At 74.5% G+C, this 17,061-nt stretch carries 11 protein-coding genes and 1 tRNA gene; 9 read left to right on the top strand and 3 right to left on the bottom strand.

Going from position 1 to position 17,061, the window contains the following annotated elements; translation table 11 throughout:
* The first annotated feature begins 38 nt into the window (after nucleotides 1-38).
* Nucleotides 39-1,331 carry a DUF2254 domain-containing protein gene (locus ABD220_RS10495; protein WP_344122319.1) on the top strand — a complete coding sequence of 431 codons (1,293 nt, stop codon included), beginning with the start codon at nucleotides 39-41 and terminating at the stop codon, nucleotides 1,329-1,331.
* Nucleotides 1,332-1,340: 9 nt separating this feature from the next.
* Here ABD220_RS10495 and ABD220_RS10490 read toward each other — a convergent pair whose 3' ends face one another.
* Nucleotides 1,341-2,867: an MFS transporter gene (locus ABD220_RS10490; RefSeq protein ID WP_344122317.1), complete on the bottom strand. Its 1,527-nt coding sequence runs from the start codon at nucleotides 2,865-2,867 to the stop codon at nucleotides 1,341-1,343.
* A gap of 151 nt (nucleotides 2,868-3,018) precedes the next feature.
* Between ABD220_RS10490 and ABD220_RS10485 the strand changes: the two genes are divergently transcribed.
* The 4 genes from ABD220_RS10485 to ABD220_RS10470 all read left to right on the top strand — a co-directional run bounded on the left by ABD220_RS10485 (nucleotide 3,019) and on the right by ABD220_RS10470 (nucleotide 10,934).
* The gene (locus ABD220_RS10485; protein WP_344122315.1) at nucleotides 3,019-4,815 is read left to right on the top strand and encodes an AMP-binding protein; all 1,797 of its coding nucleotides are present in this window, start codon (nucleotides 3,019-3,021) and stop codon (nucleotides 4,813-4,815) included.
* Between the two features lie 610 nt (nucleotides 4,816-5,425).
* A complete protein-coding gene (locus ABD220_RS10480; protein WP_344122313.1) occupies nucleotides 5,426-7,612 on the top strand; it encodes a RecQ family ATP-dependent DNA helicase in 2,187 nt (728 codons plus the stop codon).
* A gap of 54 nt (nucleotides 7,613-7,666) precedes the next feature.
* Nucleotides 7,667-8,761, top strand: coding sequence for a glycosyltransferase family 2 protein (locus ABD220_RS10475; RefSeq protein WP_344122311.1), 1,095 nt, complete (start codon nucleotides 7,667-7,669; stop codon nucleotides 8,759-8,761).
* Nucleotides 8,762-8,837: 76 nt separating this feature from the next.
* On the top strand, nucleotides 8,838-10,934 hold the full coding sequence (locus ABD220_RS10470) for an acyltransferase family protein (RefSeq protein WP_344122309.1): 2,097 nt from the start codon (nucleotides 8,838-8,840) through the stop codon (nucleotides 10,932-10,934).
* 12 nt (nucleotides 10,935-10,946) lie between these two features.
* Here ABD220_RS10470 and ABD220_RS10465 read toward each other — a convergent pair whose 3' ends face one another.
* Nucleotides 10,947-12,521: a lipopolysaccharide biosynthesis protein gene (locus ABD220_RS10465; RefSeq protein WP_344122308.1), complete on the bottom strand. Its 1,575-nt coding sequence runs from the start codon at nucleotides 12,519-12,521 to the stop codon at nucleotides 10,947-10,949.
* Nucleotides 12,522-12,617: 96 nt separating this feature from the next.
* On the opposite strand from ABD220_RS10465, the gene ABD220_RS10460 reads away from it, so the two are divergent.
* The 4 genes from ABD220_RS10460 (at nucleotide 12,618) to ABD220_RS10445 (ending at nucleotide 14,919) form a co-directional block, all read left to right on the top strand.
* Nucleotides 12,618-13,724, top strand: coding sequence for a glycosyltransferase (locus ABD220_RS10460; protein ID WP_344122306.1), 1,107 nt, complete (start codon nucleotides 12,618-12,620; stop codon nucleotides 13,722-13,724).
* Nucleotides 13,725-13,786: 62 nt separating this feature from the next.
* A tRNA-Ser gene (locus ABD220_RS10455) sits at nucleotides 13,787-13,875 on the top strand.
* A gap of 174 nt (nucleotides 13,876-14,049) precedes the next feature.
* Nucleotides 14,050-14,472 carry a spore germination protein GerW family protein gene (locus ABD220_RS10450; protein ID WP_344122305.1) on the top strand — a complete coding sequence of 141 codons (423 nt, stop codon included), beginning with the start codon at nucleotides 14,050-14,052 and terminating at the stop codon, nucleotides 14,470-14,472.
* A gap of 36 nt (nucleotides 14,473-14,508) precedes the next feature.
* Nucleotides 14,509-14,919, top strand: a complete 411-nt coding sequence (locus tag ABD220_RS10445; protein WP_344122303.1) for a phage holin family protein — start codon at nucleotides 14,509-14,511, stop codon at nucleotides 14,917-14,919.
* 13 nt (nucleotides 14,920-14,932) lie between these two features.
* Here the strand turns inward: ABD220_RS10445 and ABD220_RS10440 are convergent, their stop codons facing one another.
* Nucleotides 14,933-17,050: a prolyl oligopeptidase family serine peptidase gene (locus ABD220_RS10440; protein WP_344122425.1), complete on the bottom strand. Its 2,118-nt coding sequence runs from the start codon at nucleotides 17,048-17,050 to the stop codon at nucleotides 14,933-14,935.
* Nucleotides 17,051-17,061: the final 11 nt, after the last annotated feature.

The raw sequence follows: 17,061 nt of genomic DNA, 5'->3' as shown, positions 1-17,061 counted from the left end.
GCCGCCACCGGCGCGGGGCGCCGGTCTAGGGTGGCCCCATGAACAAGCTCTCCGGCTTCTGGCACCGGGTGCTGGACAGGTTCTGGTGCGTGCCCGCCGCGTGCGTGCTCGCCGCCGTCGTCCTGGCCCAGTCCGTGGTGGCGGTCGACCGGTGGCTGCCCGAGGACCTGAGCTCCCCGTGGATCGCGTGGGTCTACGCCGTGGGCATCGACGGGTCCCGGTCGATGCTCTCCGCGATCGGCGGGTCGATGCTCGCGGTGGCGGCCACCGCCTTCTCCATCACCATCTCGGTGATCGCCACGGCCAGCTCCACCTACGGGCCCCGGCTGGTGCGCAACTTCATGGCGGACCGCGGCAACCAGGTGGTGCTGGGCGTGCTGGTCTCCACCTTCATCTACAGCCTGCTGGTCCTGCGCACGATCCGCTCGGCCTCCGACGACCTCGCGCAGCCCTTCGTCCCGCACCTGGCGGTCAACCTCGCCGTGCTGATGGCGGTCGCCGACGTCGCCCTGATCGTCTACTTCATCCACCACATCGCGGACTCCGTGCAGGTGGACACCCTCGTCCACGGGGCGCGCCGGCGCCTGCTGGACGTGATCGAGCGGTGGCACCCGGAGGCGACGCCGGAGGAGCTGATCCGGACCGCGGGGCGCCGCAGCGGCGGGGGAGAGGTCCGGGCGGACGGTGCGGGCTACGTCGTCGGCGTCGACCTCGAGCGGCTCCGGGACCACGCCGAGGCCGGTGACGTCGTCGTCGAGCTCGTCCCGCGGGTGGGCGACCACGTCCTGGCGGCGGAGCCGCTGGTCCGGGTGTGGCCCGAGCACCGGGCCGAGGAGCTGGCGGGCCGGCTGCGGCGCTGCGTCCGGCTGGGCGACTCGCGCTCGGCGCTCCAGGACGTCCGTTTCGCGGAGCAGCAGGTGGTGGAGCTCGCCGTCCGCGCCCTCTCCCCGAGCACCAACGACCCCTACACCGCGGTCAACGCGATCGAGGAGGTCGCGCCCGGGATCGTCGCGGCCGTCTCGCGCCCGCTGCCCGGCAACACGATGGTGGTCGACGGCGTGCACCGGCTCCGCTACGGGACGGTGGGGATCGAGGAGATCGTGGACATGCCGTTCGACCAGATCGGCCCGCACGCCACCGGGCACGTGAGCGCCCTGCTCGCCCTCGTGGACCTCGCCGCCCGCATCGGGGCGGCGAGCGTCCACCCGTCCGTGCAGCGGCAGGTGCGCGAGCACGTCGACGTCCTGCTCGAGCGGTTCCGGGACAGCGCACCGCACCCCCGGGACGTCGCCCGGGTGGAGCAGCACGTCCGGCTGCGCTCGGCCGGCTGAGCGCAGCCGCTACCGGCGCCGGAGCCGCGGGACCCGGCGCAGCAGCAGGCCCACCACCACGGCGGTCCCGGCCAGCAGGGCGGCGCCGATCCCGGCGGAGAGGTGCACGCCGGCCTCGAAGGCCGCGACGGACGAGGCCAGGAGCGGCCCGGCGGCGTCCGGGCCGAGGACGGCGGCGACGTCGACCGCCCCGCCGAGGGTCTCGGACGCGGTGGCGGCCTGCTCGGGCTCCAGCCCGGGCGGCACGGTCACCCGCCGGGCGTAGGTCGCGGTCACGGCCGTGCCCAGGACCGCCACGCCCAGCCCGGCGCCGAGCTCGTAGGCGGTCTCCGAGATCGCCGAGGCGGCGCCGGCCTGCTCGGGGGCCACCTCGGTCAGGATCAGGTCCCCGGCGATCGTCTGGGCCGCGCCCGAGCCCAGCCCGACGACCATGAGGGCGACCACGAGCACCAGCCCGCCGGAGAGGTCCCCGAGCAGGACGAGCAGGAAGCCCGAGGCCATGACCAGCAGCCCTCCGCCGAGCACGAGCGCCGGGGGCACGAAGCCGACCACGTGCACCACCAGCAACCCCGAGACGATCGTGACGACCGCGCCCGGCATGAGCGCCAGACCCGCCTCCAGGGGCGGCATGCCCTCCACGAGCTGCAGGTGCTGGGAGACGAAGAACAGGAAGCCGATGAAGGTGGTGGAGACCACCAGGTTGTTGAGCAGCCCGCCGGTGAACGGGGCGTGGCGGAACAGCCGCAGGTCCAGCATCGGCACCGGGCTGCGCAGCTGGCGGCGCACGAACAGCACCCCGGCGGCCACGGACACGACCCCGGCGGCCAGCACGCCGGGGGACGGGCCGTGCCCGCCGAGCTCCTTGAGGCCGTAGACCAGCGCCACCATGGCGGTCATGATCAGCGCCGCGCTGGGCACGTCCACCGGACCCGGGGCCGGGTTGCGGGACTCGGGCACCAGCACCGGGGCCAGGGCCAGCAGCGGCAGCAGCACCGGGACCGCCAGGAGGAACACGGACCCCCACCAGAAGTGCTGGAGCAGGAGCCCGCCCACGACCGGCCCCAGGACCCCGCCCGCCGAGAAGCCCGTGGCCCACACCGCGATGGCCGCACGCCGCTGCGTGGGGTCGTGGAAGAGGTTCCGCAGCAGGGACAGGGTGGCGGGCATCAGCATCGACCCGAAGAGGCCCAGCAGCGCCCGGGCGGCGACGAGCACCTCCCCGGTCGGGGCGAACGCGGCGAGCGCGGACACGGCCGCGAAGCCGGTGCTGCCCACCAGCAGCAGCCGGCGGCGCCCCACCCGGTCCCCGAGGGAGCCCATGGGCACGAGCAGCCCGGCGAGCACCAGCGGATAGGCGTCCACCATCCACAGCAGCTGCGTGCCGGTGGGGGACAGCTCGCGGGAGATCTCCGGCAGGGCGAAGTTCAGCACCGTGTTGTCCACGGAGATCAGCAGCACCGGCAGGATCAGGACCACGAGGGCGGCCCACTCGCGGGCGCCGGCTCGGACCGGGACGTCGGGTGCCGGGGACAGCATGGCGGGACGGGCTCCTTCCGAGGGGGGTGCGGCACCCATCCTTCCAGAGCCGGCCCCGGGCCCGTGCGGGCGGCAGACACCGCACTAGACTGCTCGGGATGGCCCGCCGGACGGTTCCGCCCGGCCCGCAGCGGAAAGATGGAGGTCCCCGATGTCCGAGCCGGTCCCCACGAGCGCGATGTCCGACGCCGCCCCCGGCGTCTCCGAGCAGTACGAGGCGGCACGGGACCGGGTCCTGGAGCTGCGCGAGGACTACGACCGGGCCCGTGCGGAGTTCCGCTGGCCCCGGATGGAGCACTTCAACTACGCCCTGGACTGGTTCGACCACGTCGCCCGGGACCCGGAGCGCGGGGCCCGGGACGCGCTGTGGATCGTCGAGGAGGACGGCACGGAGATCCGGCGGACCTTCCGGGAGCTCGCCGAGGCCTCGTCCCGCGCTGCGAACTGGCTGCGGGGCCTGGGGGTGCGGCGCGGCGACCGCGTGCTGCTCATGCTCGGCAACCAGCTCGAGCTGTGGGAGACCCAGCTCGCCGGCATGAAGCTCGGCGCGCCGCTGATCCCGACCGCCGTCATGATGCCGCCCGCCGATCTGCTGGACCGCGTGCAGCGGGGCAAGGTCTCCTGGGTCGTCACGGACACCGCCAACGCGCCCAAGTTCGCGGGCGTCGACGGGGACTACGAGCTCGTCGTGGTCGGCGCCGGTGCGGAGGTCGAGGCGGTGCGCCCGCAGCTGCCCGGCCGTCCCGTGCACCCGTATGCGGAGGCCGCGGCCGCGGACCCCGTCTTTGTCCCGGACGGCGCCACGCGCTCCCGGGACGCCCTGCTGCTGTACTTCACCTCCGGCACCACGTCCCAGGCGAAGCTCGTGGAGCACACCCACTACTCCTACTCCTTCGGGCACCTGTCCACCGTCTACTGGATGGGCCTGCGCCCCGGGGACGTCCACCTGAACATCGCCTCGCCGGGGTGGGGCAAGCACTCGTGGTCCAACTTCTTCGCCCCGTGGATCGCGGAGGCCACCGTGTTCATCCACAACCAGGCCCGCTTCGACGCGGCCGGGCTCCTGGAGCAGATGGGCCGGGCCGGGGTCACCAGTTTCTGCGCCCCGCCCACCGTGTGGCGGATGCTCATCCAGGCCGACCTGCACCGCGTGCAGGACCCGCCCACGTCCGCCGTCTCCGCCGGCGAACCGCTCAACCCCGAGGTGATCCGCCGGGTGCAGGACGCGTGGGGCGTGACCATCCGGGACGGCTACGGCCAGACCGAGACCACGCTGCAGATCGCCAACACCCCCGGACAGCCGGTGGTGCCGGGGGCCATGGGCCGGCCCCTGCCGGGGTTCGTCGTGGACCTCTTCGACCCGCAGACGGGCGCGCCCGCCGAGGAGGGCGAGATCTGCCTGAAGGTCGACGACGACCCACCCGGGATCATGGCGGGCTACATCGACGAGCCCGAGCGCACGGCCGAGGTCGTCAAGGACGGCTGGTACCACACCCGCGACATCGCCCGCCGGGACGAGCACGGCGTCTACACCTACGTGGGCCGCACCGACGACGTCTTCAAGGCCTCCGACTACCGCATCTCCCCGTTCGAGCTGGAGTCCGTGCTCATCGAGCACCCCGCAGTGGCCGAGGCCGCGGTGGTCCCGGCGCCGGACCCGGTCCGGCACGCCGTGCCGAAGGCCTACCTGGTGCTCGCCGCCGGCGCCGAGCCCACCCGGGAGCTCGCGGGGGAGATCCTGCGCTTCGCCCGGGAGAACCTCGCCCCCTACAAGCGGGTGCGCCGGGTCGAGTTCACGGACCTGCCGAAGACGATCTCCGGCAAGATCCGCCGGGTGGTGCTGCGCGAGCGGGAGCAGGCCGCGGACCGCTCCGGCACCTCGACCCCCGGGGGTGACGGGTACGGCGTCGAGTACACGGAGGCCGACTTCCCGGGGCTGCGCGGCTGAGCGCCCGGGCACGGGGCCCGGGGCACGGGGCAGGGACCCGCAACGTGACGTAATGCACAGCGCCGACCGTGCGCCCAACGGGGGACACCCGGCGGGCGGGGTGTCCCCACTTCGTGCCACGCCGGCCGCCGCGCCATGCCGACCGGGAGCGTGAAGTCGTCGCCGAACCCGTCATTGACCAGTGCAAACGAATGAATCTGTCGTCGTGTCCCCCACGTCGAATGTGACTTCGCCACCCGTGACAGGTCACAGAAACCCTGCCACCATGGTGGCAATTGGTTCACCCGATGGGGCAGAACCAACCGATCCGCCGGGGGGCGGGTCAACAGCGGTTCATCGGGGGATGGGCCGTGTGCACGCAGGCATCGGGGGGTGCCGGTGCGACCGGTTCATCGGGGGGTGAACCGAATGGGAGCACCGCTGGGGGGCGGTACTCCCGCCAGGCGAGTCTCTGCTCGCCACCGGCCGTCAGGCCGGTCGATGCGCCCGCTGCGGGGGCCATCCGTTCGACGGATGGGCAGCGGGCGCATCGCTCTGTCCGGGCCCTGCCGGCACGGCACGTCCCGCCCTCCGGTGGGGCGGCGTCGGGGGGCCCTGGAAGACTGGGGCCATGACGACCTCCCCGGCCCACGACATCGCCGCCCACGACACCGCGCCGGACCCGGCCCTGCACGAGGACGCGCTCCGCCTGCTGCGCGCGCTCACCGGCCGGGCGGACGCCGCCTTCCACCCCGGGCAGTTCGAGGCGGTCGAGGCCCTCGTGGGGCGCGGCCGGCGGGCCCTGGTGGTGCAGCGGACCGGGTGGGGCAAGTCCGCCGTCTACTTCCTCTCCGCCCTGCTGCTGCGCGCCCGGGGGCGCGGACCCACCCTGATCGTCTCGCCGCTGCTGGCCCTCATGCGGGACCAGGTCACCGCCGCCGCCCGCGCGGGCGTGCGGGCGGCGGCCATCAACTCCGCCAACGCCACCGAGTGGGGGCAGATCGCCGCGCAGCTCGAGGCCGACGAGCTCGACGTCCTGCTCGTCTCCCCCGAGCGGCTCAACAACCCGGTGTTCCGGGAGCAGCAGCTGCCGCAGCTGGTGGCCCGGCTCGGGCTGCTCGTCGTGGACGAGGCCCACTGCATCTCCGACTGGGGCCACGACTTCCGCCCCGACTACCGGCGCATCCGCGACCTCATCGCACGGCTCCCGGAGCAGGTCCCCGTCCTGGCCACGACCGCCACCGCGAACGAGCGCGTGGTCGCCGACGTCGAGGAGCAGCTGGGCGTGCGGCCCGGCGGCAGCAGCACGGGGGAGGTCTTCACCCTCCGCGGCCCGCTCTCCCGGGCGTCCCTGCGCCTCGGCGTGCTGAACCTGCCCTCGGCCACGGCGCGCCTGGCCTGGCTGCTCGAGCACGTCGAGTCCCTCCCGGGCAGCGGGATCATCTACGCGCTGACCGTGGGGGCCGCCGAGGACACCGCTCAGGCGCTCGCCGACGCCGGGATCCCGGTGCGCGCCTACACCGGGCGCACGGACCAGGGCGAGCGCGAGGAGCTCGAGGCCGCCCTCAAGGAGAACCGGGTCAAGGCCCTGGTGGCCACCTCCGCGCTGGGCATGGGCTTCGACAAGCCGGACCTCGGCTTCGTGGTCCACCTGGGGGCGCCGTCCTCACCGGTGGCCTACTACCAGCAGGTGGGCCGTGCGGGCCGCGCCACGGACAACGCCGACGTCCTGCTGCTGCCGGGCACCGAGGACCGCCGGATCTGGGAGTACTTCGCCACCTCGTCGATGCCCACCGAGCAGAAGGCCGCTGCCGTGCTCGGCGAGCTGGAGACCGCGGGCGGAGCCCTGTCCGTGGCCGTGCTGGAGTCCCGTGTGGACGTCCGGCGCAGCCCGCTCGAGCTGCTCCTGAAGGTCCTCGCCGTCGAGGGCGCCGTGGAGCGCGTGCAGGGCGGCTGGCGGAGCACGGGCGTGCCGTGGCGCTACGACGCCGAGCGCTACGGCCGGATCGCCGCGGCGCGGGTGGCGGAGCAGGACGCCATGCTCGAGTACGAGCGCACCACCGGCTGCCGCATGGAGTTCCTCGCCCGGCAGCTCGACGACGCCACGGCCGAGCCCTGCGGGCGCTGCGACAGCTGCGCCGGCCCCTGGTACCCCACGGACGTCGACGAGGCCGCCACCGACTCCGCGGGTGCCGCCCTGACCCGGGTGGGCGTCGTGGTGGAGCCGCGCGCCCAGTGGCCCACCGGGATGCCCCGCCTCGGGGTCGAGGTCAAGGGCCGCATCCCGGAGGAGGAGCGCTGCGCCGAGGGCCGGGCGCTCGCCCGGCTCACGGACCTCGGCTGGGGCAACCGGCTGCGCGAGGTGTTCCGCACCGACGAGGAGGGCGCGCCGGTCGATGGACCGGTGGACCCCGCCCTCGGCCGGGCGTGCGTCCAGGTGCTCGCCGAGTGGCGCTGGGCGGACCGGCCCGCGGCCGTCGTCTCGGTCCCGTCCCGCTCGCGTCCCCGGCTGGTGCGCTCCCTGGCGGAGGGCATGGCCGGGGTCGGGCACCTGCCCTATCTCGGGGAGCTCGACGTTCCCGAGGGCTTCCCGTCCGGCGGGCACGGCGGCAACAGCGCGTACCGGCTCGCGGCCCTGTGGGACAAGTTCCGGGTGCCCCCCGAGCTCGCCGAGGGGCTGGACCGTCTCGGCGGGCGCCCGGTGCTGCTGGTCGACGACCTCGTGGACAGCCGCTGGACGCTCGCCGTGGCCGCCCGCGCGCTGCGCCGGGCCGGCTCCGGGCCGGTGCTGCCGTTCGTCCTGGCCTCCCAGGGCTGAGGCGCGGACCGCGCCGGGGCGCGGGCCCCGGCGAGGTCTTGTACGCTGGCCTGCGTGTCTCCTGCCCCCGCGCCGCTCGTCGACGTCATCATCCCGGTGCACACCACCGCCCGGCCCGTCGACCGGGCCGTGGGCTCCGTGGTGGCCGGCGGGCTCCCGGTCGACGACCACGGCGGGGTGCACATCACGGTGGTGTGCCACAACGTCGGGGCCGCGCTGATCCGCGACCGCCTCGCCGCCGAGCACCGGCCGCTCGTCGAGCTCGTGGAGTGCTCCGACGGCACCGGCAACCCGGCAGGGCCCCGCAACCTGGCCCTGGAGCGCTCCCGCGCCCGGTACGTGTCCTTCGTGGACAGCGACGACACCCTCGCCCCGGGCGCTCTCGCGGCCTGGACGGCGACCGCCGAACGCCACGGCTCGGCGGCGGTGCTCCCGCGCCTGGTCAAGGACTCCGGTCGGCCGGTGCGCACCCCCGTGCCGCGGCCCTTCCGCCGCGCGGACCTCGACCCGGTCAAGGACCGGCTCGCCTACCGCACCCACGTCTTCGGGCTGCTCCGCCGGGAGCTCCTGGTGGAGCGCGGGGTCCGCTTCAACGGCCGCTACGCCACCGGGGAGGACCAGGAGCTGGTGGCCCGCGCCTGGTTCGGGGAGGGGCGGATCGACCTCGCGCCCCGCGGCGCCCGCTACCTCCTGCGCGCGGGAGCGGCCGACCGGATCAGTGCGGAGCCCCGCCCCCTGACGGAGGACCTCGCCGCGGCGACCGAGCTGCTCGCCGGTCCCTGGTACGCCGGGCTGGCCCCGGAGCAGCGGACGGCGATCGCCGCCAAGATCCTCCGGGTCCAGGTGTTCGGCGCGGTCCGCCGCCGGACCGCGGCCGGACGGTGGTCCCCGGAGGACGCGCACCGGGTGCGCAGCCTGCTCGAGCTGGTCGACTCGCGCGCACCGCAGGCGCTCACCGTGCTCTCCCGCGCGGACGGCGAGGTCCTGGACCTCGCCGTCCGGCCGGGGGCGACGGCCGGGGCCATCCTCCGGGTGGACAACGCTCGCCGTCGCTTCGGCCGGCCCACCACGCTGCTCACCCGGGACCTGCGCAGGGTCCTGCACCGCGAGGCCCCGCTGCGGTTCATGGCCGCGTCCCTGCTGGTCTGACCGGAAGGCGCGGCCCTTCGGTGGAACAATGGGGGCCGAGCCAGTCGTCCGACCCCCCGCCCGACGAGAGAACTCCATGAGCCGCCTCCTCCCCGCCGACCCTTCCCCCCGGGTCGCGAGCAGCACCGTGCCCCCGGCGGGCGCGGCCGAGCCCGCCCACCGCTTCCGCCCGGAGGTCCAAGGGCTGCGCACCGTGGCCGTCCTCCTGGTCGCCGTCTACCACGTGTGGATCGGCGGGGTCTCGGGTGGAGTGGACGTCTTCCTGTTCATCTCGGCGTTCCTCATGACGCTCTCCTTCGTCCGGAGGCTGGAAGCCGGGAAGGGGCCGCAGCTGGGCCGCTACTGGACCAGGACCTTCTCGCGGCTGCTGCCCCCCGTCGTCGTCACGGTCCTGGGCACCCTCGTCCTGGTGCGGATGCTGTTCCCGTCCGACCGGTGGTACGCCGCGATCGAGGAGGCGGCGGCCACGGTGCTGTACTCCCAGAACTGGGTGCTGGCGTTCAACGCGGTCGACTACTACGCCGCGGACACCTCCCGGGCCAGCCCGTTCCAGCACTTCTGGTCCCTGTCCGTGCAGGGACAGGTGTTCCTGCTGTGGCCCCTGCTGCTCGCCCTGTGCGGGCTGATCGCCCGCCGCACCCGGTGGTCCGTGGCCACGGCGGCCACCGGCGTGTTCGGCACCGTCTTCCTGGCCTCCTTCGCCTTCTCGGTGGTTTCCACGGGCAGTGAGCAGGCCTTCGCCTACTTCGACACCCGCGCCCGGCTGTGGGAGTTCGCCCTCGGGTCGCTGCTCGCCCTGGCCGTGCTGCGCGGCGTCACCCTGCCGGGCGCGCTGCGCCTCCTCCTGGGCTGGACCGGGCTCGTGGCCATCGCCGTGTGCGGGCTCGTCCTCGACGTCCAGGGCTCCTTCCCGGGCTGGGCCGCCCTGTGGCCGCTGACCGGAGCGGCCCTGGTGATCCTCGCCGGGCACACCGGCGACCCCCGCGGGGCCGACGCCCTGCTCAGCCGCCGGCCCCTGCTGGTCCTGGGCGAGGCGTCCTACGCCGTCTACCTGGTGCACTGGCCCGTGCTCGTCACCTACCTGGTGGTCACGGACCGCGCCAAGGCCACGCTGCTGCACGGGCTGCTCATCCTCCTGGGGAGCATCGTCCTGGGCGTGCTGGTGCACCGGCTCGTCGAACGGCCCCTGCGGCCCCGCACCGGGCCCCGCGCGAGCCTGCACCAGCTCGGGCTCGTGGTGCTGTGCGTGGCCCTCGTGCTGGTCCCCGCCGCCGGGGCGCGGGTGGTCCTGGACCGGCACGCCCAGGAGGCCGCGGAGCGGGCCGTGCTCGAGAACCCGGGCGCCGCGGTGCTGACCGGGGACCCGACCTGGGAGCGGGACCCGCAGGTTCCCACGATCCCCGACCCGCTGGTCCGCGAGGGGCAGTGGTCGGAGCTGCCGGAGCCCTGCGACGCCGCGACCGAGGAGTGGTTCGACGGCTACAAGGTGGCCTGCTCGACCCTGCCGGTCGACCCGGACGCCGAGGTCGACGCCATGGTGGTCGGCAACTCCCACGCCGAGCAGTGGCTGCCGGCGTTCCAGCGCGTCGCCGAGGACCGCGGCTGGAACCTGGTCTCCGTCATCCGGGGTGCCTGCCGGTTCCAGCCCGTGGAGACCACCGACAACACCGAGTGCCAGGAGCTGATCGAGCTCACCGACCAGTACATCGAGGACCACGGGATCGACGTCGTGCTCACCACGTCCACCGTCACCGCCGACGAGGGGCCCGGCGAGCAGGTCGCCCCGGGCTTCGCGCAGGTCCTGGACGACCTCGGCGAGCGGGGCATCACGGTGGTCGGGATCCGGGACAACCCGCGGTTCTCCTTCAACATGGTCGCCTGCATCGACCAGGACGGCCCGGACGCCGAGCGCTGCAACCCGCCTCGGGCGCAGAAGCTCGCCCCGCGCAACCCGGCCGACGCGCTCACGGGGCGGCACAGGAACTTCGTCAGCGTCGACATGAGCGACTGGATCTGCCCCGACGGCACGTGCCCGTCCCGGATCGGCAACCGCTGGGTCTACATGGACGACAACCACATGCCCCGCGACTACGTGGTCACGATGGTCCCGGCCTTCGCCGAGCAGTTCGACCGGCAGTTCGGGCAGCGGGCCCGGCCGCTGCCCGGCGGGTGAGCGGCAGCCGGCTCAGCGCCGGAGCCGGGTCCGCGCGGCCCGCAGCGCGGGCCGCAGGTCCCGGGCGCTGAGCCCGGCCCAGACCGCGAGGAACACGGCGGTCACCCCGAGCGCCGGCAGCACCCTGAAGTCGGGGCCCAGCACCTGGAGAGCGCCCAGGACCATCGCGTAGCCGGCCACGATCCGCAGCAGCACCGTGCCCCACCGCATCCGGTCGAGCCGCCAGACCACGAGCAGCGGCAGCACCGCGCTCAGGAGCGAGCCCACGAGGTAGCCGACCGCGGAGGCCATGATCCCCAGCTGGGGGCCCAGCAGCAGCATCGTCAGCACGCCCACCACCAGGCCGAGGCCGTTGGCGGCGGCCAGCACCTTGACCCCCCAGGGCTCGGTGCCGTTGAGCCGGGCGTTCGCGGCGTTGAAGCTGGTCGCCGAGACCGCCAGGAACAGCACGACCAGCAGCGGCTCGGCATCGACGAACTCGGGGTCCGCGAAATAGACCAGCCGGAGAACGGGCTCCGCCCACAGGGCCCCCACGCCGAAGACCGGCAGGAACACCGTGACCATCGTGCGCAGGATCGTGTCCACCTGGCGGGTCAGGCCCGCGGTGTCCCCCGCGGCGTACATGCGGGCCACGCTGGGGGACAGTGCGGTGAGCATGGCCCCGGACAGCATGCTGGCGGGGGTCGCGAGGGACACCGCGGCGGCGTAGAGGCCGACCTCGGCCTTCGTGGCGAAGCTGTCGCCGATCACCAGGGACAGCTGCATCAGTCCGCTCGCCGCCAGCAGGTGGGCCGATCCCCAGGCGGTGAAGACGAGGATCTCCCGGCGCACCGCCGGGTCGAGGCGCGCCCCGGTGCGGCGCGGCCAGGAGGGCAGCGCGTAGACCGAGTAGCCGAGGATCAGGGGCAGCAGCAGGACCCAGTGCCAGCCGGCGAGCAGGACCAGCAGCAGCAGGGTGAGGGTGAGGAACGAGCTGATGGTGTCCCACGCCGTCGTCGTCACGAACTGGTTGTTGCCCGTGCGGACGCCGCGCACGAAGTTGTAGGCCGACAGGGAGAGCACGAGCAGCCCCGCCGAGGCCGCGAAGCCCCAGGAGAGCTCGAGCGCGAACGCGGCGTAGAGCACTGCCGAGACGGACAGGAGCGCCATGCCCGCGGACGCGCTGGTCGCGGTGAAGGAGGCCGTCGCCGCCTGCCCTTCCGGGTCCTGGCGGCCCCGGGCCATCGCGATGAACTTGGCGGCCCCCGTGCCGGAGGCCTGGGGCCACAGCAGGACGAGGAACAGGGCCAGCGAGATCGTCAGGTTGACCTCGGCGAGCGCCTCCTGTCCCAGCAGGTTGCCCACCAGGACGCTGTAGCCGAAGCGGGACAGCCCCTGGACGAACACGGCCACCACCGTGAGCGCGAACGCCGACCCCAGGGGGTTGTCGGTGTTCGCGTGGTTGGGCGGGGGGAAGAGGATCGAGCGCAGCCGGGACATCACGCGGCCGACCCGGGGGCTGGGCTGGTCATCGCGCCCGAGTCTACTCGCGCCCCGGCGGCGTCCCCGGACCGCCTCGGCCGTGACCCGCCGATAGGGTGGCACCATGATCGCCGCCCCCACCCCGTCCAGCCCGGCTCCCCGCACCCCGTCCAGCACCGCGCCCGGCGACGCCCCCGGCCGCGCGGACAGGGGCTGAGCGCCGTGCGCGTGCTCGTCGTCAGCACCTGGTACCCGTCCGCGGAGCGGCCCGGGGAGACCCCGTTCGTCCCCCGGCACGTCCGCGCCGCCGCCCGTCACCACGACGTCCGGGTGCTGCACCTGCGGCTGCTGCGCACCGGGCCGGCCGTCCAGGAGGAGCGGGACGGGGTGCCCGTGCTCCGGCTCCCGTTCCACCCCCGGCACCCGGTCACGCTGCTGCGGGCCTACACCGCGCTGCACCGCCACCTGGCCGGCGCCGACGTCCTGCACACCATGCCCTTCTCGGCGGCGCTCGTCTGCCTGCCCTTCGCGGGCCGCCGCCCGTGGGTGCACACGGAGCACTGGAACGGGGTGCTCACCCCCGAGCAGAACGGTCCCGTGTGGCGGCGCCTCGCCGGGATCCGCCGGATCCTGCGCGTCCCGGACCGCGTCACCGGCGTGAGCACCATGATGTGCGACGTGCTGCGCCGCTTCGCGCCGGCCGAGCGGGTCGAGCGGATCGGCAACGTGGTGGACCACGCCGAGCACGTCACGGCCCCGCCGCGCGGGCGCACCCTCGAGCTCGTCGCGGTCGGCGCCCTGCGGGAGATCAAGGACCCCCTCCTGGCGGTGGACACCGTGGCGTGGCTGCGCGACGCCGGTCACGACGTCCGCCTCACCTGGTGCGGCTCCGGCGGCCTCGAGCAGGACGTCCGGGACCGCGCGCACCGGCTCGGGGTCGGGGAGCGCGTGCGGCTCCCGGGCGGCGTCGGCGCCGACGAGGTGCAGCGGCGCCTGGCGGCCGCCGACGTGTTCCTGCTGCCCACCCGCTCCGAGACGTTCTGCGTGGCGGCGGCCGAGGCCCTCGCCGCGGGCCGGCCGGTGGTCATGGGCGCCCTCGGCGGGCAGGGGGACTTCGTGCACCCGGGCAACGGGCGCCTCGTGGCCGAGCGCACCCCCGAGGCCTTCGGCCGCGCCGTGCTCGACGTCGTGGCCGACCCCGGCCTGCTCGGCCCAGAGGCCATGGCGGAGGAGATCCGCTCCGTCTACGGCTCCGAGCGGATCGCCGCGGACCTCGACCGGCTCTACCGCTCCGTGCTCGCCGGGCGGCACGGGCGCCGCCGGCTTTGACCCGGCGCCCGGTCCTCCCTTAAGCTGGCCCGTGTTGTCCACCCGCGTGGTGGGCCACGGAGGGAGACGTGCCAGAGCGGCCGAATGGACTTCACTGCTAATGAAGGGTCGGGGTTAAACCCGACCGGGGGTTCAAATCCCCCCGTCTCCGCGCTCTCGACGTCTTAGGACGTCGGAAACACCCCCGGACCCACCGGTCCGGGGGTGTTTCGCGTTGCCAGGACCCGCGCCGCCCGTCATCTGCGGCCGCCCCCGTGACCGTGGACCGTCCGCTTCCTAGACTGAGGGTCAGCGCGCCGCCGGCGCCCGGGAGCAGGGAGGCACCATGCCGGAGCAGGACCGTCCGGGGACCCCGTCCGCCACGTCCGCCGCATCCCGTTCCGCCCCCGCCTGGCGTCCGGGGCTCACGGACCGCTCCGTCCTCGAGCAGGCCGTCGACGCCGTGACGGTGCGCCGGGTCTTCGGCGAGGCGTACGAGGTGAACGGCACCACGGTCGTGCCGGTCGCCCGCGTCAGGGGCTGGGGCGGCGGCGGCGGGGGCTCCGGCGAGGAGAAGGACAGCTCGGGCAGCGGATCGGGCGTGGGCTACGGCGTGCACGCCGAGCCGGCCGGGGCCTACGTGGTCCGGGGGGACTGCGTCACGTGGCGGCCCGCCGTGGACGCGGGCCGGATCGCCCTCGCCCTGGGCCTGGCGCTGTGCGGCGCGGCCACGGTCGTGGGCTGGGCCGCCGTCACCCGCCGCGCCTGAAGCGACCCCGCCCGCCGCGCCTGACAGGATGGCACCATGTCGTTCCTGCTCCGTGTCCTCGTCAACGCGCTCGCCATCTGGGTGGCCGCCTGGATCCTGCCCGGGATGGGCATCGCGGCGGACCCGTCCGTCGTCTCGGCCGTCGGCGGCGAGACCGCGGCGTCGGTGCTGGCCTACCTGTTCACCGGCCTCCTCTTCGGCGTCGTCAACGCGGTCGTGCGCCCGGTGCTGACGATCCTGTCCCTGCCGATCACCTGCCTCACGCTGGGGCTGTTCGCCGTCGTGGTCAACGCGGCGATGCTGTGGCTGACGTCCTGGCTGAGCTCCTTCACGCCGCTGCGGCTCGAGATCGACTCCTTCCTCTGGACGGCAGTGCTCGCCACCCTGATCATCGGTGCGGTCTCCCTCGTGATGGGCTGGATCGTCCCCGACCGCGGGCGGGGCTGACCCGCGCCGGGGCTCAGCCCCGGTGCAGCGCGGTCCAGAGGAACTCGTGGGAGAGCGCGTGCAGACGGGCCGCCTGCTTGTTGTCGCCCGCGCCCGCGTGCCCGCCCTCGGTGGCCTCGTAGAACCACACGTTCTCGTAGCCCATGCCGAGCATCCGGGCGGCCGCCTTGCGCGCCTGGACGGGACCCACCCGGTCGTCGCTGGTGGCGGTCCAGAACAGGACGTCCGGGTAGTCCCGGCCCTCCTCCAGCAGGTGGTACGGGGAGAACGTGCGCACGGACTCCCACTGCTCGGGGTCGTCCGGGTCGCCGTACTCGGCGATCCAGGAGTAGCCCGCGGACAGCTTCGTGTAGCGGCGCATGTCCAGCAGGGGCACCCCGCAGGAGACCGCCCCGAACAGCTCGGGGTAGCCGGTGAGCATGTTGCCCACGAGCAGCCCGCCGTTGGACCCGCCCGAGCACGCGAGCGTCCTCCGGGAGCACACCCCGCGGGCCTGCAGGTCCGCGGCGACGGCCGCGAAGTCCTCGTACGCCCGGTGCCGGTTGCCCTGCAGCGCGGCCCGGTGCCACGCCGGACCGTACTCCCCGCCGCCGCGGATGTTGGCGAGGACGTACACCCCGGACCGCCCGGCGTCGTCGGTGCGGGTCAGCCAGGACCGTCCGAGGGCCCCGGAGTAGGCAGGGGTCCGGGAGACCTCGAAGCCCCCGTAGCCGGAGAGCAGCGTGGGGTTCGCCCCGTCGAGGACCGGCTCGGCCGGCCCCACCTGGAAGTACGGCACCCGGGTGCCGTCCGCGGAGACCGCGAAGTGCTGCTCGACCGAGAGTCCGGCGGTGTCGAAGAACGCCGGTGCGGTCCTCGCCACGCGCGGCGGGGCCGCCGTCGCGCCGCCGGCCGGGAGGGTGCCGCGGGACACGGTGGTGGGGGTGAGGAAGCCGGTGGCCACCAGCCAGTAGTCGTTGCCCGCCTCCGGGTCCTCGTCGTCGACGGCGTAGGCGTCCACGCTGGACAGCGCCGGCGCCCCGGGCAGCTCCGCGGTGGTCCACGGGCCCGGCTCGGCGACCTGCACCACCGAGGACACGTCCCGCAGCAGGTTGAGGAGCAGCCGGTCGGCCGTCCAGGACCAGGACTGCAGCGAGGTGCGTGCGTCCGGGACGAACACGGCGGTCACGGAGCGGTCCCCGGCCAGGAACGCCTCGAGCTCGGCCACCAGCAGGGACCCGGCCGGGTGCACGGCCCCGTCCAGCTCGAGCTCCTCCTGCGGGCGCAGCAGCAGCCACTGCCGGTGCAGGTCCACCGTCACCGAGTCGGGGACCTCGACGTGCACGAGCTCTCCCTCCCGCACCAGGTGGGTGCGGGAGGCGAAGAAGTCGACCACGTCCACGGCCACGTCCCGGACGAAGCCCGGGGTGTGGTCGCGCACGAGCACCGCCTGGACGTGGTCCTCGGCCACCTCGAACGCCTGCCGGGCCTCGGCGAGGTCCTGGCCGCGGCGCAGCACGCGGACCGTGCGGGGATAGGAGGACGTGGTCATCGAGCCGGGGCCGAAGTCGGTGCCCACGTGCAGGGTGTCGGCGTCCACCCAGGTCACGGAGGACTTGGCCGTGGGGACGTCGAAGCCGCCGGGCACGAACCGGCGTTCGTCGAGGTCGAACTCGCGCACCCGCTTCGCGTCGCCGCCGTCGGGGGAGAGGCTGAACAGCGCCCGCCGGTGCCGCCCGCCGGTGTACTGCGGGCGCAGCAGCCGGGCCCCGCCCCAGACCCAGTCGACGCCCTCCGCGGCCGCCAGCGCGTCGACGTCGAGCAGGACCTCCCACTCGGTGTCCTCGCCGAGCCAGGACTCCCACGTGGTGCGGCGGAAGACGCCGCGCGGGTGCTCGGCGTCGCGCCAGAAGTTGTAGTAGTGCGGCCCGTGCTTGGAGACCATGGGGATCCGCTCGGTCGAGTCCATGACCGCGAGCACGTCGGCCTCGAGACGGCGCAGCCGAGGGCTCTCGAGCGCCGCCAGGGCGCGGGCGTTCTGCCCGGCGACCCACTCCAGGGGCGCGGCCCCCGTGATCTCCTCCAGCCACAGGTTCTCGTCGTGCGGCTGCTCGGCGGTCGGGCGGGCGGCGGTCTGCGCGGTCTCGGTCATGTCCGCCATCG

It is taken from the genome of Kocuria aegyptia (genome assembly GCF_039530085.1).
Taxonomy (GTDB): domain Bacteria; phylum Actinomycetota; class Actinomycetes; order Actinomycetales; family Micrococcaceae; genus Kocuria; species Kocuria aegyptia.
The sequence above is the reverse complement of the archived record's forward strand: the minus strand, read 5'-3'. Positions and strand labels throughout refer to the sequence as shown.